The sequence below is a fragment of the Synechococcus sp. N19 genome (assembly GCF_900474045.1).
In the GTDB taxonomy this organism is placed as follows: Bacteria; Cyanobacteriota; Cyanobacteriia; order PCC-6307; family Cyanobiaceae; genus Parasynechococcus.
This window is the reverse complement of record NZ_UCNR01000010.1, coordinates 51,216-75,717: the sequence shown is the minus strand read 5'-3', so window position 1 is coordinate 75,717 and position 24,502 is coordinate 51,216. Positions and strand designations below refer to the sequence as shown.

Genomic DNA, 24,502 nt, shown 5'->3' with positions numbered 1-24,502 from the left:
ATCACCATCACCACCCACGAAGAAGCCACCTCACTATGAGGTGGCTTTTTTGTTGTAAGGTTTTAGTAGTCTTTTGCGCTCATCTGTGCCAAGACGTTCACTAGTTCGACGTTTAAGTGGCCAGATTTGGAAGGCTTGTCAGCGTTGGAATAATGCTGAGTGTGTTGATTTAAGTGCTGCTTTTGCATATTTCGTTCTTCAGTCGTTCTTTCCGCTGCTTCTGATTGCGCTGTCTGTTGCCGCAAGGGTGTTTGGCAAAACGGATAGTGTGGATAATGTGTTGGCCTCGGTGACACAGGTCTTACCGCCGTCAGCAACCAGCCTTGTCGATTCGACCCTGCGTGGGTTGGTGGATCAAGGCTTTGGCGCTGGAATCCTCGGTGTTGTCGTTTTGCTTCTTACGGCCAGTAATGCTTATTTAACGCTCCAGCGTGGAGCTGATCGCTTGTGGTCTGAGATTCTGCCCGAGCCATCAATCGGTTTGTCTTGGTGGCAACAGGTTGGACAGTTTTGTAGAACACGTGTTGAAGCCTTCCTGACCGTTTTTGCCATATCTATTTTGATCGTTTTTCAACAGTTGGTACTCAGTATTGGGCAGCTCCCTGAGGACATTCTTGGCTTATTGGATGGCGTCGTTCCTGGCTTAATGGGGATCGTGCGCTCCAGTCCCATTCTTCCTCTCGGGCGGATTCTTGTTCCCGCGTTGATCTTGTCTTTGATGGCTTGGTTGCTTCAGGTGGTGTTGCCCAGTCGTCGTGTTCCTGCAATTCCACTCATTCCTGGCGCGTTGTTGATTGGATTCGGTCTCGCCTTTCTCAATAAAATTCTGAGTTTGAGTATTGTTTCTCTGGGTAATCGCTATCAGGCCTATGGCGTGATTGGTGGTGTTTTGGTGTTAACGCTTTGGGTTTGGTTGGTGGGTGTGATTCTTTATTTTGGCCAGTGTTTAAGCGTGGAATTGGCCGCAGTTCGTTTTGCGAAACCCCGGCTCGGGGAACCGAACAATGCGGCGCCTTGAACGTTGATTCAACTCTGCGAAGCTGATTCAGCGGACCTTTTCCGTTGAAGCCCATGAATCGACCATCAGCAGTGTTGTGGATTGGAGTTGTGTTGCTCCTGCTGCTGCCAACAGCTGCAGGTCGACTCTTGCTTGATCTCGCCGGTGGCGTGTTGCTGGCTCTTTTGGCACTGCCTTTGATCCTTTCCGGTCTTGGTTGGATTGGTTGGAAGCTTTTGCAGTCCCGGATGATCAGCTGTACTGCCTGCGGTGCAACGGGCCTGAAGGGGGCTGCAGTTTGTGCCGTCTGCGGCACTCCCTACGCCAGTGCGGGAGGCAGCTCGGCCAGTGCGGCAGCCTCGTCTCCACCTGCCAGTGATCTCACCATTGACGTGGTGGCTCAGGATGTGGATTCCGATTCCTGAGCCTGAAGCTGTCGTTCCCGCAGGAACAAGAAAAACGGAGCAGCGCAGGCAAAGGCCACACCGAAGCTCAGGGGGATGGCCAGCCACCAACCTTTGATCTTCTGACGTGGTCCTTCCACACAGATCCACAGCGTGACGGCACTGGCCCCCACCAATAGATCAGCGCTTAAGGAGCGTGAAGCGGCTGTGCTGCTGGCATCGGCGACGAATCGTGCCAGATCAAAGGCCTGTCCACCGCTTTCGGCGATGAATTCCAGGTTGGCCTTCCAGGGCAGGATCGCTCCCAACACAGCAAGAAGCAGATAAATCCAAGGCAGGGCTTTAAGCATCGGGTGTGGCTTTGAGAGTTGTGGGATCAAGCTCGACAATCGACTGCTCCACGCTGTCGAGCAGGCTCTGACACCGGTTCAGATACACCTCGCCATGGAGCACCTTTTGCTGCAAGTCCGCCAACGGAACACTGTCGTTCTGTAGTTCAGCAAGCAGCAGATCCAAAGCCTGTATGGCTTCCTCGTAGCTCAGAGTCTCGGCATCCTTTCGCCACGCTTCGATGCGATCGCGTTGCTCTTTCTTGACTTGGCGCTTGCTCATCAGGAGGAGGTGGTGGGTGCACTGTGCTGGATCTGATCGACTCGAGCTTCAAGGCTTCCGTTGCTCATTCGAATGTTGAGCTGATCACCGATCTTGACGGATTCCAGGTCTGAAATGGGGTCGCCGGCGGTGTTGCTGATCAGAGCCAAGCCGCGTTTCAGCCAGCGTTCCGGTGAAAGCGCCTTCAGCAATTGCTGCCTTTGAGCCAGTGTCTGGCGTTGGCGTTTGATCTTTTCCAGTGGAGACTGTTGCTGAAGGGCAAAGTCCCGATCCTGAAGGCGCTGACGTTCGCGAAGGATTCTCCCCAGCAGCGCGTCTTTCAACCGGCTTTGCCGTTGGGCAAGCCCTTGGCGTTCCGCCTCGCGGTCGGGCAGCAAGGCCACGATCGCTGCCGTGGGCGTGGCTGCACGATGGTCTGCCACCAGATCGGCGACGGTGAGATCATCCTCATGTCCCAGGCCTGTCACCACCGGTATGGGGTAGTTCGCCAGGAGACGGCAAAGAGCCTCGTTGTCGAACACTGCCAGGTCTTCCCGGCTGCCACCGCCGCGGGCGAGCACCAAGGCTTCCAGTCCCAACTCGTCTGTTCGCTCGGCCAGGGCTTCCAGGGTGCTGATGATCGCCGGTGCCACGGAACCCTGAACCGGAATTGGCACCACGATCAATTGCGTCAGAGGCCAGCGTTCCGCCGCGGTGCGGAGCATGTCGGCCAGGGCGGAACTGGGCACGCTGGTGAGCACCGCGATCGAGGCGGGTTGGCTTGGAAGTGGCCTCTGATGGCTTGGGTCGATCACCCCCTCCTGTTCCAGCAGCTGCCGCACCCGTTCAAAATCGCGCAGCACCGTGCTGAGGCTTGGCCGGATATCCAGCGCCTGAACGGTGAGGCTGGCTCGTGCTGCCCAGAAATTGAGCTTGCCCACCACGGTGACGCCGTCACCGTCTTTGGGTTGATAGCTCAATTGGGCCAGCTTCGAAGCCCACACCACACCGGAAATACTGGCGGAGCCGTCGGTGAGGGTGAGCCAGAGGTGGCCCTTTTTGAGTTGTGGCCGGGAGACCGTTGCTTCCAGTAAAAAACGCGGCGCAAAACCGCGTTCCAGCAGGCTGCCGATGGCTGTGTTCAGCTCAGCAACGGAATAGGTCGGAAGACGATCAACGCTCAAGGCGGCTGTAGGCGTAACCCCAATAGATGCAGATAACGGCTGAGATGCTGGTCAACAGAACGCCCCAGTGTTGGTGGATCTGGGTGGCACCAATCGTGCAGATCACCAAGGCGCTGCTGAGCAGCCTTGATCCATCACGTCTGTTCTGAACGTAAAGCGGTGCCAACGACTGCCTCAGTGGAATCCTCCCCACTGTGCTGCATCAGCGGGGCTGGTGGAGAGGCAACAAAAAACCCCCCGGCGAACCGAGGGGTTTTGTGAATCCGCGGAGCGGAAATCAGCCGAGGCCGATCTGGGACAGGATGCCTTGGCCGGTCAGGAGCTCGGTGCCGAGGCCGATCACGATGCCCAGCATGGCCAGACGACCGTTCCAGGTCTCAGCGAAATTGACGAAACCGAAGCGTGCGTTGTCAGACATGGGTTGAACCGGTTGGTTGTAAGCCAATGTAACAAAGGTTGGAGTTTTGTTGAGTGTGTTAACGGCTACCCGCCGGGCTTTTTCTGGTCAGGATTGCTGACCATTTGATTTTCGCTTGGTCCGGGCCGTCGGCAGCGCCTGGCGGGGGTCTTCGGGCCAGGGGTGCTTGGGGTAGCGGCCTCGCATTTCCCGGCGCACCTCCTGGTAGCTGCCTTCCCAGAAGCCTTTGAGGGCGCGGGTGCGTTGCAGGGGGCGTCCGGCTGGTGAGAGCAGCTCCAGCGTGACGGGGATTCGGCCATTCAGCACGTGAGGACCGTCGTCAGATCCGAACATCTCCTGCAATTTCACGGCGAGGATTACTTCGTCGGCGGTGTAAAGCAGCGTGGCTTGCCGGCCGGAGGGGATCGGGATGCGGCGCGGCAGCAGGTCATCAAGCTGTTGCCTGAAGCTCCAATCCAGATCGCCCCAGAGTGCTTCTTCCAAGGCTGTCGCGGTGATGTCGCTCCAGCCCAGGCAGCCCTCCAGGCTTGGACCTAGCCAGGTGTCGGCTTGCTCCAGCAGGGTTGTTAGGTCGCGATCAGGCCAGGGGACGCCCACTTGTTGGTGCATCCATGCCAGCCGTTGGCGCAGCTGATCGCTGTTGTCCGTCCAGGGCAGGGCATCAAGGCTGGCATCCTTCTTCAGCTGCTCGATCAGCAGGGTGCGGCACAGCCCTGCAGCTGGCGAAGGTTGTGGCGTTCGGCGCACCACCAATGCCCCCAGTTTGAGCTGGCGTTCGGCACGGACCCGCTGGCGTTCGGGATCCCAGCTGGCCTCGTCCTGCCAGTGGCCGTCCCGCTCAGCGATGCTCTCCAGGGTGCTCTGGCTCAGGGCCACGGCCATCTGGATCTGAGTGTCCCGGCCGCCCATGTCGACCCTGGCGACGGCCAGGGCTGGACTGCCCTGGAGCGGATCCCAGGGCAGTAGCGTGGCTCCGCGGCCCTGACGCAGCTGATAGCGACCGACCTGGCCTGGACGCTGTTGCGCCAGCCATTCCGGAAAGGCCGCCAGGATCAGATCGCCAGCATTGACGGAGGCGTCTCGTTTCTGGGGTGAGGCCCCCAGTCGCTTCAGTTGGCGGCGAAGCTGCTGGCTGAGCGTTCGTAGGGATGGATGGCGCTGGATGCTGTTGAGCCGAGCTTCGAGATCGCTGCCGATCTGGCGGCGATCGAACGGATCCCGTTCGCTGAGGATGGCCGCCAGATCACAGCCCAGCTGGGGGACGCCCTGTTCGTGGGCTTCCACCAGCAGCATGCCGAGACGGGGGTGAACGCCGAGGCCGCCGATCAGCCGCCCCCGCTCGCTGATCCGGCCGTCGTGCTCCAGCAGGCCGAGCTGCTTCAGGCCGTGCTGTCCCTCTTGCATGGCTGCTGAGGGGGGAGGGTCCAGCCACGGCAGCTCTTCCCCCAGTCCAGCCCCCCATTGGGCCAGTTCCATCAGCACGGGCTGGGGATCTGCTAACAGCAGTTCAGGGGGGTGAAAGGGGGGACGCCGCTGTTGCTCTGCCGGTGACCAGAGGCGGATGCAGTGGCCCGGGCATTGCCGGCCTGCCCGGCCCCGGCGCTGTTCCGCACTGGCCAGGCTGGAGACGGTGGTCTCCAGACCCTCCATGCGGGTGTTGGGGTCGTATCGCAGTTGACGGCTGAGGCCGCTGTCAATCACCAGGCACACCCCATCAATCGTGAGAGAGCTCTCGGCAATGGCGCTGGCCAGGATGATGCTGCCGTCTTGGTTGGGCTCGCAGCGCTGCAGGGCTGAACTCTGCTGCTGCAAGGGCAGCTGACCGTGCAGCGCCTGAATCTTCCAGTTCTGCAGGGACGGGGCGGCCGTCAGGATCTGTCTGCAGCGTTCAATCTCCGCCAGCCCCGGCAGGAAGACCAGAACCCCGCTGCCCTGCGGTTGGTCGAGGGCGTGTTGCTCGATGGCGCGTAACACCTGTTTCGGCAGGGGTTCGTCCGGCCGTGGTGGTTGGTGGTGCGTGTCCACTGGGTAACAGCGGCCCGGGCTTTCCAGCACCTTTGCTTCGGGCAGCCGTTCCCTCAGATCGGATAGATCCAGCGTGGCTGACATCAAGATCACGGCGAGATCTGGATTCAGTAGAGGCCTCGCCTCGCGCAGCAAGGCGAGGGAAAGGTCCGCATCACGTCCCCGCTCATGAAATTCATCGAAGATCACGCACCCCACCCCATCGAGCGAGGGATCGCTCTGCAAGCGCCGCAGGAAGAGGCCGTCGGTGATCACTTCCACCTGGGTGCGATTGGATCGCTTCTGTTCCCCGCGCACGGCATAACCGATGCGCGCGCCGATGTCTTCTCCAAGGCTTGCGGCAAGTCGAGTAGCGGCAGCTTTGGTGGCCAGTCGCCGCGGCTCGATCATCCAGATTTTCTGATGCTCTTCAAGAACGCTCTGGCCTTCCGTCAGGGCTCCAATCAGCGCCAGGGGGACCCGTGTGGTCTTGCCCGCCCCCGGCGGTGCCTGGAGCAGAACCGTTTCCCCTGGGCGGACCGCAGAACAGATCTGCTCCAACAGGGCGTCGATCGGGAACTGGCTCAACGCGGTGTTGCCGCTCGATTCACGGGATGAGATTCATCAGGCCGAACAGCACCAGGCTGCTGATGGCGCCGACGGCCGCCAACAGCCGCACCAGCGGGCCGATGGAAACGACAAGGGAGGCCATGAAGACTTTCTTAAAGGCCGGATTAATTCCGGTCTAGCCCCCTTGTCAGTGGCATTGCTGCATTAATTCGCACGCCTTTACAGAAAACCCCTGCCGGATCAGCGCACGTGGCGGGTCCCATCCACGGGGTGGTACTCCTCGCCGGTGAGTTCTTCAAACACGATGGCCGGGAGACCGGTTTCGAACATGGTCTGCAGGGCTTCCTTGAGATAGGGATTCCAGCCTCCGGTGCTTACCTGGCCGTGGCGGACGGTCCAGTCCCAGGTGCCCTGAAGGTCGCGGGGGATCCGGCCTTCCCGGTCACGACGGGCCACCAGATCAAGAGATTCCACAAGTCCCACGGTGATGGGGTCCTTGCCGTAGGCCGGGGTCAGGCTCAATTCCAGGCGGACGGGGTCTTCCTTCATCAGCCGAAGCCGAAACCGTGGGGGCAGCTTGAGGCCTTTGATGACCGCGGCAACGATGCGTGTTCTCTGATCCACTCAGGCGACCCCTGTCGATTTCAAGCGCCCAATTTATTCAGTGCCGGGTCCCGCGGCCGTCGAGGCTTCGTCATCGTCACCGCCGAAGCGCACCGTCAGCAGGGCCTCTTCCGTGATCCGTCCCTCGCTGTCCAGAAGTTCTGGATGGACGGTGACCTGGCCTGTGCGGTCGTTCGGAGCGTTACTGGGCGCGCTATTGATCGGACCGCTGGCAGCGCGGAAACCCTTGCTCATCACGCGGAAGGCCTGCCACAACAGGGCCACGAACAGCGCTCCGTAGATGAGGGGAAACAGCGAACCGAGCATGACCCTCCGACCCAGCTGAATATCTGCATTCTCACGCTATCGGGACCCCGGTCGCATGTGGTCACAGCTTTGACACGGAACGTGGCTGTTTTCGGATCTGCTCTGCGTAGCGTCGAAGCAGCCGATCGCCCTGAAGCTGTGGTCAACTCACCGTCCCGCTCGCTTGTCGCCTCTGCTCTGGCGGGGGGATTGCTGGTGGCCGGCGTGTCGTCGCTTCCCTTGATCGTTGGCTCTCAGCAAGCCGATGCGCGCCCGGAGATCCGTCGCGGCTCGTTTGTGGCTGCCGCTGTGAAGCGCAGTGGTCCGGCAGTGGTCAGCTTGGAGACAGCGCGGACCGTCAATCAGTCCAGTGTTGCGGGTGTGCCGCCGGCCCTGATGCAGGACCCTTTGTTTCGCCACTTCTTCGGCATCCCACGCGCCACAGCTCCGCGCTCCAGGGTGCAGCGTGGCCAAGGCAGTGGAGTGATCTTCGATGCCAAGGGCCTGTTGCTCACCAATGCCCATGTGGTGGAGGGGGCGGATCAACTCACCGTGGACCTCTCCGATGGCAGGAGGGTGCCTGCCCGAGTGGTGGGCAAAGACAGCCTCACCGATCTCGCGGTGGTGCGCCTGAAGGGCTCCGGGCCCTGGCCGGTCGCGGATCTGGGGGATTCCGACCGGCTCAGCGTGGGCGACTGGGCGATTGCCGTGGGTAATCCCTTTGGCCTGGAGAGCACGGTGACTCTGGGAATCATCAGCAACCTCAACCGCAACGTTGCTCAGTTGGGAATTTCCGGCAAACGTCTTGACCTGATTCAGACCGACGCGGCGATCAATCCTGGTAATTCGGGCGGGCCACTGCTCAATGCCGACGGTGAGGTGATCGGCATCAACACCTTGGTGCGATCAGGGCCTGGGGCGGGTCTGGGTTTTGCCATTCCGATCAATCGGGCTCGAACCATTGCCCAGCAGCTGGTGGCCAGCGGCAAGGCCCGTCATCCGGTGATCGGCATCCGTCTGTCGCCGGTGCCACGGCCCACTCCCACTTCCCCGGTGCCGCCAGGTGCGGTGATTCGCGCTGTTCAACCTGGGGGGCCGGCGGACCGCGCCGGGCTCAAGGTGGATGATGTGATCCTTCGCTTCGATGGCCAGGTGGTTGATGGCCCAGCTGCGGTGGTCAGTGCCATTGAACGCCGCGGTGTCGGTGCCACAGTTGTGCTCGAGGTGCAGCGAGCTCAGGAGCGGGTCTCGATCAACGTCAAGCCCGTCGATTTATCGGCCTTGGCCCCTGGCTGAAGCTTTTGGCTCATGCGTCGTCGGCGTCCCTCAGTTGTTCGACGCATTGGGTGATGCAGTCGCCATCGTCGAGCGAACAGGTGGTGATGCACTGGAAATAGGTTTCCACGGCGTCCCAGGTCTGCTCATGGGGGGGCGGACCGGGGGCTGTTGAACCGCCAACGGGTTCGCTGTTGCCGGGGCCGGGAACCATGCTCATCGGGGCTGGAAGGTCAGTTTTGTCAGCCTATGCAGATGAAAACAGCAGGTAAAGAGAAATAAGTTTTCCTGCCTAAACCTGTGTGAAGTTTTCGTTGCCGTCGCCTGATGCCAGTCAGGCCGCCTTTTTACGGCGGGCGTCGCGTGCCTTCTGCTTCTCCTTGTTGGCCTTCCGCTTGGCTTCTCGTTCTGAAGCCAGTTCTTTCTCCTTGGCAGCTGCCCTTTCCTCCTCTTTTTTCTCGAGGTAGTAGTTGTAATCCCCGCGATACATCACCAGTTCGCCGTCCCGCAGTTCCACGATGCGGTTGGCGACGCGGGAGATGAAATAGCGGTCGTGGGAGACCAGCAGCGCGGCTCCCTCGTAGGCCATCAAGGCGTCCTCGAGCATCTGCTTGGCGGGGATGTCGAGGTGATTGGTGGGCTCATCCAGAACCAGCAGATTGCAGGGGGTGAGCAGCATCAGGGCCAGGGCCAGACGGGCTTTTTCTCCGCCGCTGAGCTTCCCGACTTCCTTGAACACCGTGTCGTTGCTGAAGCAGAAACTGCCCAGCAGCGAACGAACCTGGGTCTGGGTCCAGTCGGGAACCGCTTCGTACATCGTGTCGATCACGGTCTTGGACAGATCCAGGGCTTCGGCCTGGTTCTGTTCGAAGTACCCCGCAATCACGTTGTGCTCCCCAAGCCGGGCACTGCCTTCATCAGGGGTCTCAACCCCCATCACCAGGCGCAGCAGGGTGGACTTGCCCGCACCATTGGGGCCCACGAAGGCAATGCGGTCACCCCGCTCCACCTCCAGTTCAGCCCCCAGGAACAGGATTTTGTCTCCATAGCTGTGGGTGACGTTGTCGATCAGGGCAACCTGGGCTCCGGAGCGCGGGGCAGGCGGGAACTGAAAACTCGGCCCGGCCACGGATTCGATCGGTGCCTCCACCCGTTCCACTTTGTCCAGCTGCTTCTCACGGCTTTTGGCCTGGGTGCTGCGGGTGGCACTGGCACGGAAGCGATCGATGTAGGCCTGTTGCGTGGCGATCTCTTTCTGCTGCCGTTCGAAGGCCGCCTGTGTGGCCTCCCGCTCCAGTTGTTTCTGCTCCAGGTGGGCGGTGTAGTTGCCGAGGTAGCTGCGGGACACTCCCCGTTCGGTGGAAACGATCTGATTGCAGACCCGGTCGAGGAAGGTGCGGTCATGGCTGATCACCACAAGGGCTGCGCTCTGCTCCAGCAGGTAGTTCTCCAGCCACTGGATGGTTTCGACATCCAGATGGTTGGTGGGTTCGTCGAGCAGCAGAAGATCCGGTTCCTGCAGCAGGATTTTTCCAAGGGCAATCCGCATCTGCCAGCCCCCGGAATAGTCCTTCACCTGCAGCTCAGCGCCCTCCGGGGTGAAGCCGATCGTGGGTAGGAGCTTGTCGATACGGGCATCGAGTTCGTAGCCATGCAGTGCTTCGAAACGGCTTTGTAGCTTTCCCAGTTCTTGGATCAGTTGGTCCAGATGGTCGGGATCCTCCGCAGCCCGTTCGGAGCCCATCGCCTCTTCCACCTGCTGCTGCTGGTTCATGACCTCGGCCGCTTCGCCGAAGGCTTGAAACAGTTCCTGGCGCACGGTGCGCTCCAGGTCCACGTCGAATTCCTGCTGGAGATAGGCGATGCGGGGCTCCCCCTGCCGAACCACCTGGCCGCTGGTGGGCTCTTCGTGTCCGGCGATCAGACGCATCTGGGTGGACTTGCCGGCGCCGTTCACCCCCACCAGACCGATCCTGTCTCCGGGTTTCACCTCCCAGGTCACGGCCCGTAGCACTTCCCCGGTGGGGTAGATCTTGCTGACGTTTTCGAGTCGCAGCACCGGCGGAAGGCGTGATGCCCCCCATCATCCCTGTCGGCAAACTGGTAAAGGTTCCCGGAGGCTGGTCGCCATGCTGAAACTGGAACAGCTGGCCGCTCTCGTGGTGGCCGCGGGATTGGCGATTGTGAGTTATCTGCTCTTCTTCAGTTGGGCCGGAGGTGGCGGCTACGAACGCCGTGAGCGCGCTGAGCCCCAGGTCCTTCTGACGCCCGAAGCCCCCGAGCTCACAGACCGCCTCTCGCCTTGATCAGCCAGCGCTTGCTGTCGTCGTCGTCAAGGCTGGCCAGATGGTCGCGCACTTCCTGGGTCGTGACGGGAAGCCCCAGCTGGTCGCCCAGGCTGCAGATGCTGGCCATGGCGCCGTTGGGATCCTGGAGCGCCTGACGGAACAGGGCCTGGGTCTGTTCCGGATTGCTGCTGATTCGGGCGTACAGCGATGCGGCGTTGGAAGCCATCGCGATCTGAGCAACTGCTCAAACGCTATTCAGCACGCAGAGTCTTGTCAGGCAGCTTGTTCGATGCCGTCATCGTGCTGCCCCAGGGCCGAAGCGTCCTTCATGCTGCGGGCGTCCATGCAGAGAACCTTGCGCAGTTGGGCGTAGTTGGCGGCCTGGGTGCTGCGCCCTTCCTGGGAGGCGCCGTATTCGGCCCGTTGCAACACGTGGTGCAGGTGGGTCAGCAGATAGGTGCTGATCACGGCTGACACCAGAACGTCGCTGTTTTCAGCGCTGCGACGGGGGCGTCGGGACCGAGCGCGGGTGCCGGCTGGGCTGCGACGGGAGCGAGGTGTGGCTTGGGTCATGGGGTACTCCGAGGAGGACCAATGCCCCCACCATAGTCATGGATACTACCCTTGACCATCTCTGTACACTTTTTAGTAGCAGAGCCTCTTCCAGGGGATCCGGTCGTGCCCACCCGTCAGACCTCATCCAGCGGGAAGCCCAAGTCCCCGAGAATTCAGGTGGTTCTGCCTGAGGATCTCTGCGCTCGTCTCACGGCGATGGCGGAGCTGGAATCCCGCACGGTTAGCAACATGGCGAGGGTTCTGATCCAGCAGGGTGTGCAACGCCATGAGCAGGAGTTGGAGGCGTCCGCGCCGGCGCCGACCCGCGAGGAGCGCCTGCGGTCCGCCCTGGAATCACAGCAGCCCCGCCGTCTGCGGGGCGCCCCCCGGCGCCTGCGCCTGCACCGGCCCGGTTAGGCCGGCTCCACCCGCGTGCCGAGCACGGTCTCCCGACAGGCTCCGGTGACAGCTGGCACATTGCCGGGATGCCCCCTGTGGTGCCACCAGGCCAGTAACGCGAATACCAGCGCTTCTCGGGCTTCAGGCGGCACCCCCAGGCTGCTGCTTGCATCGATTTGTGTGCCTCGGCAGCGCCGCCGCAGCTCATCGATCAACAACGGGTTTTGGCTGCCACCTCCGGCTGTGATCAGTTCGATCGGTGCGATCCCAACGCTCTGGCGCAGACGTGCCAGATCCTTGGCAACCACAGCGGCGGAAAAGGCCGTCAGGGTGGCGATGGCATCTGCCGCTGAGGCTCCACTGAGCTGACGTAGCCGCCGGTTGAGGTCGTCCTGCCCGAAACACTCCCGTCCCGTGGATTTCGGTGGTGCCAGCTGGAAGTACTCCTCCTGGAGCCACCGCTGGATCCAGCCCTCATCTGCATGGCCCTGAGCTGCCATCGCTCCACCCTTGTCGAAGCTTTGGGCGCCATTGGTGAACTGGCGCATGCCCAGGTCAATCAGGCTGTTGGCGGGGCCGCAGTCCCATCCCAAGATCGCGGCATGGCGATCCACTCCACTACAGGGGGGGATGAGGGTGAGGTTGGCAATGCCGCCCAGGTTCAGCAGCGCCCGCCAGCCTTGTGTGTTCCCCAGTAGTGCCGCATCGGCCCGAGGCACGAGCGGTGCTCCCTGTCCCCCTAACGCCAGATCAGCGGCGCGGAAGTCATGCACCACCGGCTTCTGCAGCAGATGGGCCAGCAGCGGGGCTTGAAGAATCTGCCAACTGGCCCCCCGTGCCCCTTGGGCCGGCGGACGGTGCCAGACGGTCTGGCCATGACAACCGATCAGCTCAGCTGTTGCGTCGGGGTCGCAGGCCTTCACTGCTTGGGCTTGAACCTCCGTGATGGCTTCCGCCAGCTCCAGCCAGTTAGATGCCGGCATCGGTGCACCCTGGCCGGCTGCCACCACCTGCTGCTGCAGTTCGAGCGGATAGGGCTGATGGTGGTGGCGAAGCAGGGCCCACTGCGGATGTTGAGGTGGGCCGTCGAAGTGCACCAGCACGGCATCCACACCATCAGCACTGGTTCCGCTCATCAGCCCGAGGCAGTGCATCGGCTCAGTTTTTGGGGAGCCGTTGCAGGTCGTCCACCAGTCCCATCACCACCAGCAGGTGCCCCTCCGCCAGCACGTGGGATGCCGGTGGATTCACCATCAGGCTGCTTTGCGGTCCTGCCGCCAGCACGTTCACCCTGAAGTTCTTGCGCAGATTCAGATCCCGTAGCGACCGCCCCACAAACGGTTCCGGAACCTTGATCTCCTCGATGCAGTGCTGTTCATCCAGGGCCAGCCGCTCCATCAGGTTGGGGCGCACCAGTTCAAGGCCGAGGCGCTCGCCCTGCATCCGCGAGGGAAAGATCACCCGGTCGGCCCCCACCCGCTTCAGCATTTTTTCGTGGAGGTCGCTCGTCGCCCGGGCAATCACCTGGCGCACCCGGCTTCCTTCACTGTCTTTGGCGATCAAGGTGGCGGTGATGCTGGCCTCGATCGGTTCGCTGATCGCCACCACCACGGTGCCCATGTCAAGCACGCCGGCCTCGCGCAGGGCCTCTTCGTCGGTGCAGTCCACGACGCGGGCCTCCACGCTGGGCTCCACCTGACGCAGTTCATCCACCGCCCGCTCTGAGCGGTCCACGGCCAGCACATCCGCGCCGTTCTGAAGCAGTTCCCGGCAAACGGCAATGCCGAAACGGCCCACGCCGATGATTGCGAAGCCGAGTCTTTCGCTGCCCTGGGCCGGGCTCCACTGCCACCATTCCTTCATCGCTGTCTCCCCCGCTGATCGCGCTCAGACATACAGATCCTCGCTGGGGTAACCGACTCGATTCTGGCGATTCATCTGGATTTGTTCCTGCGTCATCGCTTCCCAGATCGCACTCAACAGCAAGAGGATCCCCAGCCGTCCCACAAACATTCCCACCATCAGCACCGCCTGGCCGAAACGGGGGAGTTCGACGGTGACTCCTAGATCCAGGCCCACCGTGGCAAAAGCGGAGATGCAGGTGAACAGCATTTCCATAAAGGTGAATGAATCCTTCCCGTTCAAATTGCTGGCGATGCTGATCAGCATCGCCATGGCCATCACGAACAGCAGGGAGCCCACCGTGATGCCGACGGCCCTCAGCACCACCTTGTCGCTGATGCTTCTGTTGCGGATCACCACCGCCTCCCGGCCCCGCAGGGTGGAGCGGGTGGCCGCCATCAATGCGGCCACGGTGGTGGTTTTGATCCCGCCACCTGTGCCGCCCGGGCTGGCCCCGATGAACATCAGTACCATCAGCAACAGCAGGCTCGATTCAGTGACGTTGTCGAGCGAGAGCGGAAGGGTGCTGAAGCCGGCTGTGCGTGCCGTGACGGATTTGAACAGGGCTGTGAGCCACCGCTCAGACCAGGGCATGCCTGCGAAGATCTCCCCCTGGTTCAACCATTCCGTCAGGGCCAGTCCCCCTGCCCCGAAGACGATCAACAGCAGGGTGGTGCGCAGCACCAGGCGGGAGTGCAGGCTCAGCCGCCGCCTGCTTCGCCGTCTGCGCAGCAGCTGTGTGGTCAGATCGCTGGTGACCCGCCATCCCAGGCCGCCGGCCACGATCAGCATCATCACCACGGCATTCACAACCCCGTTGCTGCGGTAGCGCTCGAGGCTGTCGCTCCAGAGTCCGAATCCCGCGTTGTTGTATGCCGAGATGCTGTGGAACACCGCAGCCCAGAGGCGTTCGCCCTGGTTGGGGATGTCATCGAAGCCGAAGTGATACAGGATCACAGCCCCCACAAGGATCACCAGCGTCGCCGTCAGGGCAATGCCACGAAACGTGCGCCCAACGCCCCCAACGCCGAATTCATCCAGGGCCTGCCCCCGATCCAGCCTGCGGCGTAGGGCTGTTCCCTGCACCACAAAGCCCTGGAGAAACGTGGTGATGGCCATCAAGCCAAGGCCCCCCGCCAGGATCATCAGGGCCAGCACCGCCTGGCCGAAGGTCGTGAGATCGCTGCCGATGTCGATGATCGACAGGCCCGTCACCGTGATGGCCGATGTGGCCGTGAACAGAGCTTCCCAAAGCCCCACGCGGCTAGAGGAGCACAGCGGAGTGGCCAACAGCGACGTGCCGATCAGCACCACTAGCAATCCAGTCACCACGGTGAACTGGGGAACCGTGAGCCGACGATGCCAGCCCTGGGTGCGTTCGATGGCTCTTCCGATCGGCACAGGAGCGGGCGAGATCTGACCAGTGTTGTTCAGGATCCGCCGTAATGCCAGAGAATCAAGGCCGGCACGATTATGGTCATGATCAGCGTCAGGCCAATTCCGTAGCGGGTGACGTCGAGAAACCGATAACGGCCTGGACCGAACACCATCAAATTGGTCTGGTACCCGACGGGGGTGAGAAACGACTGACTCGCACCGAACAGCACTGTGATCAGCAAGGCGATTGGAGACAGTTGCAGGGATGGGGCCAGTTGCACCGCGACAGGCGCCAGCAGGGCCACCGAGGCGGCATTGCTCATCACCTGGGTGAGCAGCGTGGTACCGATGAAGACCACCATCAAAGCCGTATAGCTCGGCCAGCCCGCCAGCCCCTGCTGGAGCACAAGGGCAAGGGCATCGGCGAGGCCCGTGCTCTGCATGGCAACGCTGAAACTGGTGAGGGATCCCAGCAACAGGATCACGTCCAGCCGGATCGAGCGCTGCAGTTCGCCGAGGCGAAGGCAGCCGGTGGCCACCACGCTCACCATGGCCAGGAGCACCGCCGCTACCAGAGGGATGGGGGTGAGCGTCGGCAGCAGCAGCATCGCCAGGGCAATGCTGACGGCCACGGGCTTGCGACGAACGGTAGGAAGGTCATCCTCCAGTCGGTCCAGCACCAACAGGTCGTTGCTGGCCTGCAGGCCGCGGATGGAGTCGATAGGTGCCTGCAACAGCAACACATCGCCCTCCCGCAGGATCACCTGGCCGAGGCGTTCCTGAACAGTCTCCTGGCCGCGGCGAAGCGCGAGCACCGTGGCGTTGTGGCGTTGCCGGAATCGCAATTCCCGCAGGCTGGCTCCGGCCAGGGTGGAACCAGCCGGCAGCAACACTTCCACGGTCTTCTGACCGCTTGATTCTTCGGTGTAGACGCTGAACCCGGCGTTCTGCCCCTGAGTGGTGAGCTGAACCGTGTGATCCTGCTGGAGACGCAGTAGATCGGGGCGGGTGACCCGCAGCAGCAGACGATCGCCGGCTTCAAGACGACGGTCCGCCAGGGGGGGCAGCAGCCGCTCTCCTCCGCGTTGCAGCTCCAGAACGTCCACGTCGAAACGGCGCTGCAGCCGACTGTTCAGCAGTGAGCGGCCCACCAGCTCAGAGTCGGGGGGGATGCGCACTTCTGTGCAATAGCTGCTTGTTTTGCTGGTGTTTCCCAGGTCATCCGTCGTGGCACCGCGGTCCGGTAACAGCACTCTCGGAGCTATCACCAGGTAGATGGCCCCGGCCAGCCAGACCGGCAGGCTGACCAGCGTGAAGCTGAACAGATCGAGGGAGCCGTAGCCCAGTTGCTCGCTGATGTCGCTCACCAACAGGTTCACCGAGCTGCCCAGTAGCGTCAGGGTGCCCCCCAGAACCGTTGAAAACGACAAGGGCAAGAGCACCCGAGATGGCGAGATGCCGCGCCGTTGGCACCAGCCCTCCACCACGGGCAGAAGCGAGGCCACCACGGGGGTGTTGGGAACAATCCCTGACACCGGGGCGATCACGAAGGCCATTAGTGCGATCAGACGCCGCGAAGACCGGATCCGCTCCGAGGCGATCAGATCTCTGAGTCGATCCAGGGCACCGCTCTTGAAGAGTGCCGCGGAGACCGGGAACAGGCCCAACAGGGTGATCAGTGCAGGACTGCCGAACCCCGCCAGAGCCTCCTGGGGATTGAGCACCCCGGTAGCGATCAGCAGGCTCAAACTCAGCAAGCCGGTGAGCTCCGGTGCAATCAACCCGGTGATGAACAGCACCACTGCCAGAGCCAACACACCCAGGGTGATCAAGGCCTGAGGGTTTTGAAGAGCGCTGCTCAGCTCGGCCATGGCGGCGAGTCGCCAGTCATCAATTGTGGCGATTCTGCCCCGGGATCAAAAAGTTGCTCCCGCAGCCACTGTTTCAGGCCCTGCAGCCCATCACCCCGCACCGCTGAGAGAAACAGGGCGTCGGGTTCCCGCTGATGAATCATCTCGATCTCAGTTGCTTCACAGCGGTCGATCTGATTGGCGATCACCCGTCGCAGGGCGGTGCTGCCAAGGTCATCGAGCAGCCGATGCACCGTGTCCAGGTGGCCCTGCCAGTCGGGGTCGGCAAGGTTGACCACCAGTAGGAGCACATCGGCATCCAGCGCCTCCTCCAGCGTGGCGCGGAAGGCCTCTACTAATGGGGCGGGGAGATCGCGGATGAAGCCCACCGTGTCGGTGAGCAGTAACCGTTCGGGGCGTGCCCCAGGGCAGGGAAGGTCGAATTTGCGGGTGGTGGGGTCAAGGGTCGCGAACAATTTGTTTTCCGCCAGAACGCGATCACTGGCCCTTTTGCCGCACAAGGCATTGAGCAGGCTGGATTTGCCCGCATTGGTGTAGCCCACAAGCGCCACCCGCGGCAGATCACGCCGCTGATCCCGTAAGCGGCTGCGGTGGGAGTGAAGTTTGCGTTGATCCCGAAGCAGCCGTTCGATGCGTCGGCTGATGGCCCGACGGTCCTTTTCCAGCTGTGTTTCGCCTGGGCCGCGCGTGCCGATGCCGCCGCCCTGACGCGACAGGCTGCTGCCCCGTCCCAACAGGCGCGGCAACCGGTAGCGCAGCTGAGCCAGTTCCACCTGAAGCCGCCCTGCAGCGCTGCCGGCCCGCTGGGCAAAGATGTCGAGGATCAATTCGCTGCGGTCGGAGACCGGGCAGCTGAGCAGCCGTTCCAGATTGCGGGCCTGCACGGGGGTGAGCTCTCGGTCAGTGATCACCAGGGAGGCCTGGCAGCGGCGGATCTCGAGGGCGGCTTCCTGAAGTTTTCCCGAGCCCCATAGCGTTTGGGGATTGGTTTGGCCCCGGCGCTGGCTGGTCCGGGCCACCGGCTCGGCACCGGCACTGCGCACCAAGCCTTCCAGTTCAGCCAGATCCCGCTGGTCGCGCTGTTCATCGCCACTGGTGAGCGTGAGCAGAAGCACCCGCTCGTCTCCGGTTGCGGCACTGATGCTTTCGGGATGGGGTTCGTCTGGTGTGAGGACGCAAAGATCCCTCAAGTCGCCCTGTTCAAATTGTCTCCAGCCATCGGCTTGAGACGGGTCTGGAATCAAGAGTTCGGCCGGGCGAGCTCCATCGGCCTCTGGGCAGGGTGCAAAGCGCAGCCAGTGCTGAGGAGCGATATCAAGGGCGACCACGGCGTCGCGGGGATCTGAGTGCAGCCCTTTGCGGGCGAAAGGGCAGCTGATCAGTCGCCAACCCCCGCTGCTCCGCCGCGGCGTCGCCGGCAGATGCTGCAGCAGCGAATCGCTGCCGGTGAGAGGCCCCAGCCAGAGCAGGCGGCAGAGGCCACGGCCGTCCAGCACCAGATGCAATGCCATCTCCAGATCAAGCACCAGCTCGGCCAAGCGTTCGAGGCTCAGCAGATCGGCGCCGCAGTCTTCGGGATGACGGCGATGGCTTAGCCGCTCCAGCTGCCGTTGTTGGCTCGGGCGCAGACCACGGCAACGCCCGCCGAGGTGAGATTGCTTCAACGGTTCAACAACCAGGCGCCTGCCGAGCGCATACCCAGAGAGAGCCCTGGCAGCCGCGTGAGATACGTGGCCCGTCGCAACTGGAAGGCCAGGGGGCCGGCCAGGGTGAGCCCCATGCCGGTGAGGGTGGCCTCACCGACACCGAGGCTGAGCATTTCGCCTCGGTCCTCGAACTGGAAGGGTTGTGGCTCCTCCTCCATCCGCAGCTGCGCGATGGCTGCGGCCGTGGCATCGCCCTGTTGCATCGCCACCTGGGCGCTGGCGGGCCATGGGCTGCCAGGCCGTGCTGAGAGATCCCCGAGGGCGAATGTGTTGGCGCTGCCGATAAGGCGCAGGTCATCGTCGACGGCCAGGCGCCCTCGTTCCAGCACAGGTGCAGGTGAGATGGAGGGGATGGAGGGGCTGCTTCCTGCGGTCCAGATCAGGCCTGAGTGACGCAGAACAGCACCATCGGCAAGAACAGCAGTGCTGGATTTCACTTCGCGCACGCTGGTGTTGAGCTGGACCACCACCCCTTTGCGTTCCAGCGCGGCCTGGGCCCGCTCGCGATTGAACGCTGTGCTGCCGGGAAGGATTTCATCGCCCATTTCCACCAGCTGAACGCTGACAGCACCGTCGATCAGGTCCGCCAGCTTGCAGGCCAGTTCCACGCCGGTGGGTCCCGCGCCAACAATGATCAGCCCGGCCTCTTCATCCCGTCGCTGTTGCAGGTTGTTGAGCCATTGCTTGAGGCGGCTTACATCGCTGAGGTCACGGAAGCCGGAGCTGTGTTCCTTGACGCCTGCAATGCCGAAATCATTGGCTCTCGATCCCGTCGCCAGCACCAGTTGTGACCAGCTCAAACGGTCTCCGGAGGCCAGTTCGATGCTTTGGCTGGTTTGATCGATGCCAACAACGCTGTCTTGAATCCAGCAAATGCCGTTGTTCAGCAGCTGTTCATAGCGTGGGGCCACCTCCCATCCTTGAAGTTCATCGCTGAGCAGTTCGTACAGCAGCGGTTGAAACAGGAAGCGATCCCGCGGCTCGATCAGAACGATGGGGCAGGTGGGCTGCCGTCGCTGAAGAGCAAGTGCTGTGAACAGACCGCCGAATCCACCGCCAACGATCACCACGGCATCCAACGGGGACGAGGGTGAACGCATGAACGGATCTGCCGGTTCTTAGACGATAGGAACCACACCCGGTCCCACGACAGGGGAAGATGGCGTGATGACGGAGGCTCCTGAGGCCATGGTGCCCATGGCGGTGCAAAACGAGTTGCTCGAAGGGCGCAAGCTGCTGGAGGCAATGGAGCCGCAGCAGCGTCTGGCCTGGGGGTTGGAGCAGTTCGGTGAGAAGTTTGCTCTCACCACGAGTTTTGGCATCCAATCGGCTGTGCTCCTGCACATGCTGAGCACCCTCCCCGGCGGTGATGCTGTGCCGGTGATCTGGATCGATACCGGTTATCTGCCTCCAGAGACCTACACCTACGCCGATCAACTCACCCAGCAGCTCAGGATTCGTCTGGTGGTAAGTCAGAGCGAGATGTCCCCGGCTCGGATGGAGGCCCTGCACGGGCGGCTTTGGGAGTCCGGTCGCGTGGAAGACCTGGAGACGTATCACCGGATCCGCAAGGTTGAACCCCTGGAGCGAGCGCTTAACGACCTGAACACACTCTGCTGGGCCAGCGGCGTGCGGCGTGGCCAGACCGATCACCGCCGCTCGATGACAGCTTTGGATCCGATTCGGGAGCGTTGGTCATTGCGCCCCCTGCTCGAGTGGACCAAGCGCGATGTGTACTACTACATGCAGGACAACGGTCTTCCCCAGCATCCATTGTTTGAACAGGGTTATTCCACGGTCGGTGACTGGCATTCCAGTGGTCCTGATGTTGGCGATCTCAGTGGCCGTGACACCCGCTTCGGTGGATTGAAACAGGAGTGTGGAATTCATCTGCCTCAGGAGGTGAATGAAGGGCTGATGGGTGAAGGCATCTGAGTGACCGGGTCTGTACGGGACGTCGGCCGCGCTCTGCTGATTGGTAACAGCCGTTGGCATTGGGCCCAACGGCAAGGCAACACGGTCCGTATTGAGCACGGTCCTCCCGATCCTGCTCGCATCGGGACCAACCCTCCGGTTTGGGCGGCGGTGGGGCCGGTGCCCGAGCCGCTCATGGCCCACCAAGATCTGCGCATTCGCCTTGAGGATGTGCCCTTGCCCAAGGCTCCTCCTTGGTTGGGGGTGGACAGAGCTCTTGGGGCTTGGATGGCCTGGCGCTGCAGTCAAGAGCAACAGCTCGACTGTTCCAGGGGGTTGCTTCTGGTGGATGCCGGCACCGTGTTGAGCCTTACCCGGGTGACGGCGGACGGTTGTTTTGGAGGCGGCCAGCTGATCCCGGGCTATCGGCTCCAGCTCCAGGCCATGACCAAGCGAACCCTCGGCTTGCCATTAACCCCTGAGGATCTCGATCAAGAGGCTCTGCAAGAGGTTTTCCCACAACAAACAGTGGCCGCCATGCAGCGCGGTGTGTTGGAAGCGATGTTGGCTTCCATTGCAGCGGCTCAGCAGCATGCCCAGGGTTTGTTATGGATCTGCGGTGGTGACACTGCCCTGTTGAAGCGTCATTGGTCCGGTGCAACGGAGCTGTTGCAGATGGAGGGTGATCTTCAGTTGCAAGCACTGCTGAGCCTGGGGTCTGGGCTCAGCTCAGGCCGAGATCGCTGATCAGCGTGTCGGCCATGCTGGCCGCTTTCACCTTGAGATAAATCCGTTCGAGTTTTCCTTCTTCATCGATCAGGAAGGTGTGGCGCATCATTCCCATGTATTCACGCCCCATGAACTTCTTCAGCCCGTAGCTCTCATAGAGGCTGGCTACGGCGCAGGGCTCCTGATCGGTGAGCAGGGTGAAGGGAAGTTCGTGCTTGTTAATGAATTTGTTGTGGGAGGTGGCTCCGTCCTTGCTGACGCCCAGAACGGTGATGTTGTTGGCTTTCAGTTGCTCCCAGCGATCGCGGAAGTTGCAGGCTTCTTTGGTGCAGCCAGGGGTGTCGTCCTTGGGATAGAAGTACAGAACAACCTTCTTTCCGCGCAGTGAAGCGAGGCTGATGGGATCACCGTTTTGATCGGGAAGGGTGAAGTCGGGTGCGGCGTCGCCGATTTGCAGACTCACGGAATGGGCTTGGTCAGTGGCGGCAGCGTACGGCCCTCAGGCCAAGGCTGTCCGTGCTGCCTACGTTGTAATCAACCTGCAGCTGTTGGGCCATGGCATCGCGGATCAGGGTCGAGCACATCGCAGGTTCCCTTGCATCTCTTGTTTTTTGTACGTACCTCGCGGTCATTCCTGGACCATTTTCAAAAGCAGGTACTCAGCAACCGGTGCGCTGGAACACGGGTGGCTCAGTTAGCACCACCACTTACATAGAGCTCGAATCCTTTCTTGTTGACGGCAAGGTCACAGATCGTGCTCTTCAGGACGCCATTCGGATGTCTGGCTGGACCGCTGAGGAGCTCCGTTTTGGTTTGAACAAGAGCTATGCAGTTGACCTGGCCGGTGTATCCCGGTTTCTTTATTCCCAAGCTGGTAAAGCCTTCCTGGATGATCAAACAAGGTCTTATGTCCCTTATTGGCGCCAAAAGGCGACGGCGATAACGGCTCTACGGGCCGCCATCATCGCGGATGCCAATGATGGGCTCATTAGCTCAATCGGCATCATGAAACAGCTGCCCGTCGCCTTCCGTTTATCCAATTACGGACCGAATGATGGCAGGCAGAGGGTTTGTGCTCCTGACAAGGTGAGCGGAGCCCAGTCCACTTCGCTGCTGTCCTGGTACGTCTTTCTGCCTGCTTGCATCAAAGCCAATTCAGAGCTCTGATCTCTTTATTTGCGACCAGGTTTCGGCGTTTTTTTTCATGGCATGCCGCACTTGCCTTGGATCAATTGATGGCGCATCGGCAGTCGCAGGCCGACCTCGCCCAGGTCGTTCAACGATTGGCGCAACTGCGTCATCACCTCCTTGCTGATCTCCCCCATGGCCTGCCGGTAGGGCGACCCATCGATTAGCCATCGCTCAGCCAGTTCGGTGCCCCCTGGAAGCATGAGATGTTCCAGCCACTCTTCACAACGGAGCTGCCAGCCAGCCTTCGCCAACAACTTTTCCGGACGCTGCTGCAGCTTTAGCCACTGCTGTTCTTGAGCCACTAGATCGCTGAACAGCTCTGTTGGCTCGCCGTCTTGCAGCAATGCACCGGCGGGCCCCAGTTCGGCGCGGCTGATCAGCAGCCGTAAGCCTGTTGTCTGCTCGGTATGTTGGTTGATTGTCTTCAGCAGCGCCGTCCAGTTCTGCCCTTGCAGGTCGGCAGCGGCGAGCCGTCCCCCGATCCAATCGAAGGCTTGGCTTTCGGGCAGAGCGTCGAGGTTGCCTGTTAACAGCTCTGGTCGATGCTCCGGCTCGAGCAAATCCATCTGCGCTTCCAGCCGGCTGCGGTCGGCTTCGTTCTCGCAAAGCACGGTCACTCCTCCTTCCGGGGTGGCCCTCAATGGATCGAGGGCCCAGATCAGCGAGCGCACCCCCAGCAGCAGCACTCGATCTCGACGGGTCCAGGGGATCTCCCGCCAGAGCCGCTCTCGCAGGCGCTGCAGTCGCTCCCCCTCCTGTCCTAGTTGGCGCTGGACCCAGCGGTCCACGCCCGGACGGTCGGGTCCGCTGCTCAAAAGCAAAGGCTGGTCGGCCGCCAGTTCCGCGGCCGCGGCGAGTTGGGCTGCCCGGCGTTCCGCCATCCGCTCGCGTCGTTCCCCCTCCCAACCGAGTTGTCCGGGCTGCCAGAACACCTCGCCTTGCAGGGGTGTGGGGAGGTATTGCTGCTCCACCCAGTGTTCTGCGTAGGCATGGGGGTAGCGGTAGCCCACGCCATCGCCGAAGGCGGCTCCATCCCGGTTGGCATCGCGCAAGTGCCCTGGCACGTCCTGCTTTTGCGTATCGCGCACGGTTTTCAGGGCATCAAAGAAGCCCAGAACGCTGTTGCTTTTTTCGGTGCCGGCCAGGTACAACGCGGCCTGGGCCAAGGGATACAAGCCCTCTGGTAGCCCTACCCGTTCGAAGGCTGCGGCACAGGCTTCCACCACAACCATGGCCTGAGGGTCGGCCAGGCCGATGTCTTCCCCCGCTGCAATCAGCATCCTCCGGAAGATGAAACGTGGGTTCTCACCGGCCTCCACCATGCGCGCCAGCCAGAACATCGCCGCATCGGCATCCGAGCCCCGTAGCGATTTGATGAAGGCGCTGATGGTGTCGTAGTGGGCATCACCGTGCTTGTCGTAAAGCACCGCCCGCTGCTGGATGGATTCCTCGGCGATGGCCAGAGTGATTTGGATCACGCCGTGGCCATCGGGTTCGGAGCTCTCCACCGCTAGTTCAAGGGCATTGAGCAGGCTGCGGGCGTCTCCGCCCGCCACATCAACGAGGTGGTTGGCGGCATCGCTGCTGATGGCGATGGTGCGGTCGCCGTAGCCCCGCTCTTTGTCTGCAAGGGCGCGTTGCAGCAGCTGCTGTAAATCCTCTGGTTCTAGAGGCAGTAAACGAAACAGCCGCGAGCGGCTGACCAGTGCCTTGTTGACTTCGAAATAGGGGTTTTCTGTGGTGGCCCCGATCAAGGTGACGGTGCCGTTTTCCACCCATGGCAACAGTGCATCCTGCTGGGCACTGTTAAAGCGGTGTACTTCGTCGATGAACAGGATCGTGCGAAGGCCATGCCGTTCAAGGCGTTGGCGTGCAGCATCAACCTCGATTCGTAAGTCTTTGACGCCGGCCAGCACGGCGTTGAGGCTGCTGAAGTGGGCGCGGGTGTGGTTGGCAATGATCCGCGCCAGGGTTGTTTTGCCGACCCCGGGCGGGCCATGCAGGATCAGGTTGCCGACCCGATCGGCCTTGATGGCACGGCGCAGGAGCCGTCCGTCAGCCAGGATTCCGCTCTGACCTTCAAATTCCTCAAGCGTGCGCGGACGCATGCGATCGGCCAGGGGGGCAAGCATCCTTCGTTGCTGCTCACCGTGAAAAGCGAAGAGGTCCTGAGCCAACAAACCATCGGCAATGCCCCAGTGTCCCTGAAGTTCTCAAT

General features: G+C 61.9%; 28 protein-coding genes. 8 read left to right on the top strand and 20 right to left on the bottom strand.

The features are described from left to right. The first annotated feature begins 73 nt into the window (after positions 1-73). Positions 74-1,018: a YihY/virulence factor BrkB family protein gene (locus DXY02_RS07290; protein WP_244276195.1), complete on the top strand. Its 945-nt coding sequence runs from the start codon at positions 74-76 to the stop codon at positions 1,016-1,018. 53 nt (positions 1,019-1,071) lie between these two features. Then, complete coding sequence (locus DXY02_RS07285; protein WP_114988716.1) at positions 1,072-1,422, top strand: hypothetical protein; 351 nt, start codon at positions 1,072-1,074, stop codon at positions 1,420-1,422. On the opposite strand, the gene DXY02_RS07280 is transcribed toward DXY02_RS07285, so the two are convergent. From DXY02_RS07280 to DXY02_RS07250, 8 genes are all read right to left on the bottom strand, one after another. Further along, on the bottom strand, positions 1,398-1,751 hold the full coding sequence (locus tag DXY02_RS07280; RefSeq protein WP_114988715.1) for a DUF2834 domain-containing protein: 354 nt from the start codon (positions 1,749-1,751) through the stop codon (positions 1,398-1,400). The two genes, DXY02_RS07285 and DXY02_RS07280, sit on opposite strands and share 25 nt — an antisense overlap. Next, positions 1,744-2,013, bottom strand: a complete 270-nt coding sequence (xseB, locus tag DXY02_RS07275; RefSeq protein ID WP_114988714.1) for an exodeoxyribonuclease VII small subunit — start codon at positions 2,011-2,013, stop codon at positions 1,744-1,746. Before xseB ends, DXY02_RS07280 begins: the two co-directional genes overlap by 8 nt. Continuing rightward, positions 2,013-3,176 (bottom strand): exodeoxyribonuclease VII large subunit, encoded by a 1,164-nt coding sequence (xseA, locus tag DXY02_RS07270; protein WP_114988713.1) that lies wholly within the window; start codon positions 3,174-3,176, stop codon positions 2,013-2,015. Before xseA ends, xseB begins: the two co-directional genes overlap by 1 nt. Then, positions 3,166-3,342, bottom strand: coding sequence for a hypothetical protein (locus DXY02_RS12515; protein WP_170951512.1), 177 nt, complete (start codon positions 3,340-3,342; stop codon positions 3,166-3,168). Before DXY02_RS12515 ends, xseA begins: the two co-directional genes overlap by 11 nt. 111 nt (positions 3,343-3,453) lie before the next feature. Beyond that, the gene (locus DXY02_RS07265; protein WP_011365253.1) at positions 3,454-3,594 is read right to left on the bottom strand and encodes a chlorophyll a/b-binding protein; all 141 of its coding nucleotides are present in this window, start codon (positions 3,592-3,594) and stop codon (positions 3,454-3,456) included. Between the two features lie 87 nt (positions 3,595-3,681). After that, positions 3,682-6,186, bottom strand: a complete 2,505-nt coding sequence (gene hrpB / locus DXY02_RS07260; RefSeq protein WP_114988712.1) for an ATP-dependent helicase HrpB — start codon at positions 6,184-6,186, stop codon at positions 3,682-3,684. Between the two features lie 222 nt (positions 6,187-6,408). Next, complete coding sequence (locus DXY02_RS07255; protein ID WP_006851931.1) at positions 6,409-6,792, bottom strand: hypothetical protein; 384 nt, start codon at positions 6,790-6,792, stop codon at positions 6,409-6,411. A gap of 33 nt (positions 6,793-6,825) precedes the next feature. After that, positions 6,826-7,098 carry a DUF2973 domain-containing protein gene (locus tag DXY02_RS07250; RefSeq protein ID WP_114988711.1) on the bottom strand — a complete coding sequence of 91 codons (273 nt, stop codon included), beginning with the start codon at positions 7,096-7,098 and terminating at the stop codon, positions 6,826-6,828. Positions 7,099-7,200: 102 nt separating this feature from the next. On the opposite strand from DXY02_RS07250, the gene DXY02_RS07245 reads away from it, so the two are divergent. Continuing rightward, positions 7,201-8,373: a trypsin-like peptidase domain-containing protein gene (locus tag DXY02_RS07245; RefSeq protein WP_371640025.1), complete on the top strand. Its 1,173-nt coding sequence runs from the start codon at positions 7,201-7,203 to the stop codon at positions 8,371-8,373. A gap of 10 nt (positions 8,374-8,383) precedes the next feature. Here DXY02_RS07245 and DXY02_RS07240 read toward each other — a convergent pair whose 3' ends face one another. Both DXY02_RS07240 and abc-f read right to left on the bottom strand, forming a co-directional pair. After that, the gene (locus tag DXY02_RS07240; protein WP_114988709.1) at positions 8,384-8,572 is read right to left on the bottom strand and encodes a hypothetical protein; all 189 of its coding nucleotides are present in this window, start codon (positions 8,570-8,572) and stop codon (positions 8,384-8,386) included. 114 nt (positions 8,573-8,686) lie between these two features. Then, positions 8,687-10,411, bottom strand: a complete 1,725-nt coding sequence (gene abc-f / locus DXY02_RS07235) for a ribosomal protection-like ABC-F family protein (RefSeq protein ID WP_114988708.1) — start codon at positions 10,409-10,411, stop codon at positions 8,687-8,689. A gap of 70 nt (positions 10,412-10,481) precedes the next feature. Between abc-f and DXY02_RS12510 the strand changes: the two genes are divergently transcribed. Continuing rightward, complete coding sequence (locus DXY02_RS12510) at positions 10,482-10,658, top strand: hypothetical protein (protein WP_170951511.1); 177 nt, start codon at positions 10,482-10,484, stop codon at positions 10,656-10,658. On the opposite strand, the gene DXY02_RS07230 is transcribed toward DXY02_RS12510, so the two are convergent. Then, positions 10,636-10,866 (bottom strand): hypothetical protein, encoded by a 231-nt coding sequence (locus DXY02_RS07230; protein WP_114988707.1) that lies wholly within the window; start codon positions 10,864-10,866, stop codon positions 10,636-10,638. The two genes, DXY02_RS12510 and DXY02_RS07230, sit on opposite strands and share 23 nt — an antisense overlap. Before the next feature lie 47 nt (positions 10,867-10,913). Further along, complete coding sequence (locus DXY02_RS07225) at positions 10,914-11,213, bottom strand: hypothetical protein (RefSeq protein WP_114988706.1); 300 nt, start codon at positions 11,211-11,213, stop codon at positions 10,914-10,916. Positions 11,214-11,318: 105 nt separating this feature from the next. Here DXY02_RS07225 and DXY02_RS07220 point away from each other — a divergent pair, with 105 nt between their 5' ends. Next, on the top strand, positions 11,319-11,612 hold the full coding sequence (locus DXY02_RS07220; RefSeq protein ID WP_011365246.1) for a hypothetical protein: 294 nt from the start codon (positions 11,319-11,321) through the stop codon (positions 11,610-11,612). On the opposite strand, the gene DXY02_RS07215 is transcribed toward DXY02_RS07220, so the two are convergent. Genes DXY02_RS07215 through DXY02_RS07190 form a run of 6 tightly spaced genes read right to left on the bottom strand, consistent with a single transcriptional unit; the run spans position 11,609 to position 19,550 of the window. Continuing rightward, positions 11,609-12,748: an anhydro-N-acetylmuramic acid kinase gene (locus tag DXY02_RS07215; RefSeq protein WP_114988705.1), complete on the bottom strand. Its 1,140-nt coding sequence runs from the start codon at positions 12,746-12,748 to the stop codon at positions 11,609-11,611. The genes DXY02_RS07220 and DXY02_RS07215 overlap by 4 nt on opposite strands. Before the next feature lie 4 nt (positions 12,749-12,752). Then, a complete protein-coding gene (locus DXY02_RS07210; RefSeq protein ID WP_114988704.1) occupies positions 12,753-13,457 on the bottom strand; it encodes a TrkA family potassium uptake protein in 705 nt (234 codons plus the stop codon). A 24-nt stretch (positions 13,458-13,481) separates the two neighbouring features. Then, a complete protein-coding gene (locus tag DXY02_RS07205) occupies positions 13,482-14,897 on the bottom strand; it encodes a TrkH family potassium uptake protein (RefSeq protein WP_114988703.1) in 1,416 nt (471 codons plus the stop codon). 29 nt (positions 14,898-14,926) lie between these two features. Beyond that, entirely contained in the window at positions 14,927-16,744 is a 1,818-nt protein-coding gene (locus DXY02_RS07200; protein WP_114988702.1) for an SLC13 family permease, read from the bottom strand. Beyond that, positions 16,732-18,408 (bottom strand): GTPase HflX, encoded by a 1,677-nt coding sequence (gene hflX, locus DXY02_RS07195; RefSeq protein ID WP_114988701.1) that lies wholly within the window; start codon positions 18,406-18,408, stop codon positions 16,732-16,734. Before hflX ends, DXY02_RS07200 begins: the two co-directional genes overlap by 13 nt. After that, a complete protein-coding gene (locus DXY02_RS07190) occupies positions 18,405-19,550 on the bottom strand; it encodes an NAD(P)/FAD-dependent oxidoreductase (protein WP_114988700.1) in 1,146 nt (381 codons plus the stop codon). Before DXY02_RS07190 ends, hflX begins: the two co-directional genes overlap by 4 nt. A 67-nt stretch (positions 19,551-19,617) precedes the next feature. Here DXY02_RS07190 and DXY02_RS07185 point away from each other — a divergent pair, with 67 nt between their 5' ends. Next, positions 19,618-20,385, top strand: a complete 768-nt coding sequence (locus DXY02_RS07185) for a phosphoadenylyl-sulfate reductase (protein ID WP_114988699.1) — start codon at positions 19,618-19,620, stop codon at positions 20,383-20,385. Continuing rightward, positions 20,386-21,111, top strand: a complete 726-nt coding sequence (locus DXY02_RS07180; protein WP_114988698.1) for a type III pantothenate kinase — start codon at positions 20,386-20,388, stop codon at positions 21,109-21,111. On the opposite strand, the gene bcp is transcribed toward DXY02_RS07180, so the two are convergent. Further along, positions 21,089-21,556 carry a thioredoxin-dependent thiol peroxidase gene (gene bcp / locus DXY02_RS07175; protein ID WP_114988697.1) on the bottom strand — a complete coding sequence of 156 codons (468 nt, stop codon included), beginning with the start codon at positions 21,554-21,556 and terminating at the stop codon, positions 21,089-21,091. The genes DXY02_RS07180 and bcp overlap by 23 nt on opposite strands. 92 nt (positions 21,557-21,648) lie before the next feature. Here bcp and DXY02_RS07170 point away from each other — a divergent pair, with 92 nt between their 5' ends. Beyond that, a complete protein-coding gene (locus DXY02_RS07170; RefSeq protein WP_114988696.1) occupies positions 21,649-22,260 on the top strand; it encodes an alpha/beta hydrolase in 612 nt (203 codons plus the stop codon). A 35-nt stretch (positions 22,261-22,295) separates the two neighbouring features. Here DXY02_RS07170 and DXY02_RS07165 read toward each other — a convergent pair whose 3' ends face one another. Beyond that, on the bottom strand, positions 22,296-24,461 hold the full coding sequence (locus DXY02_RS07165; RefSeq protein WP_114988720.1) for an AAA family ATPase: 2,166 nt from the start codon (positions 24,459-24,461) through the stop codon (positions 22,296-22,298). Between the last annotated feature and the right edge of the window lie 41 nt (positions 24,462-24,502).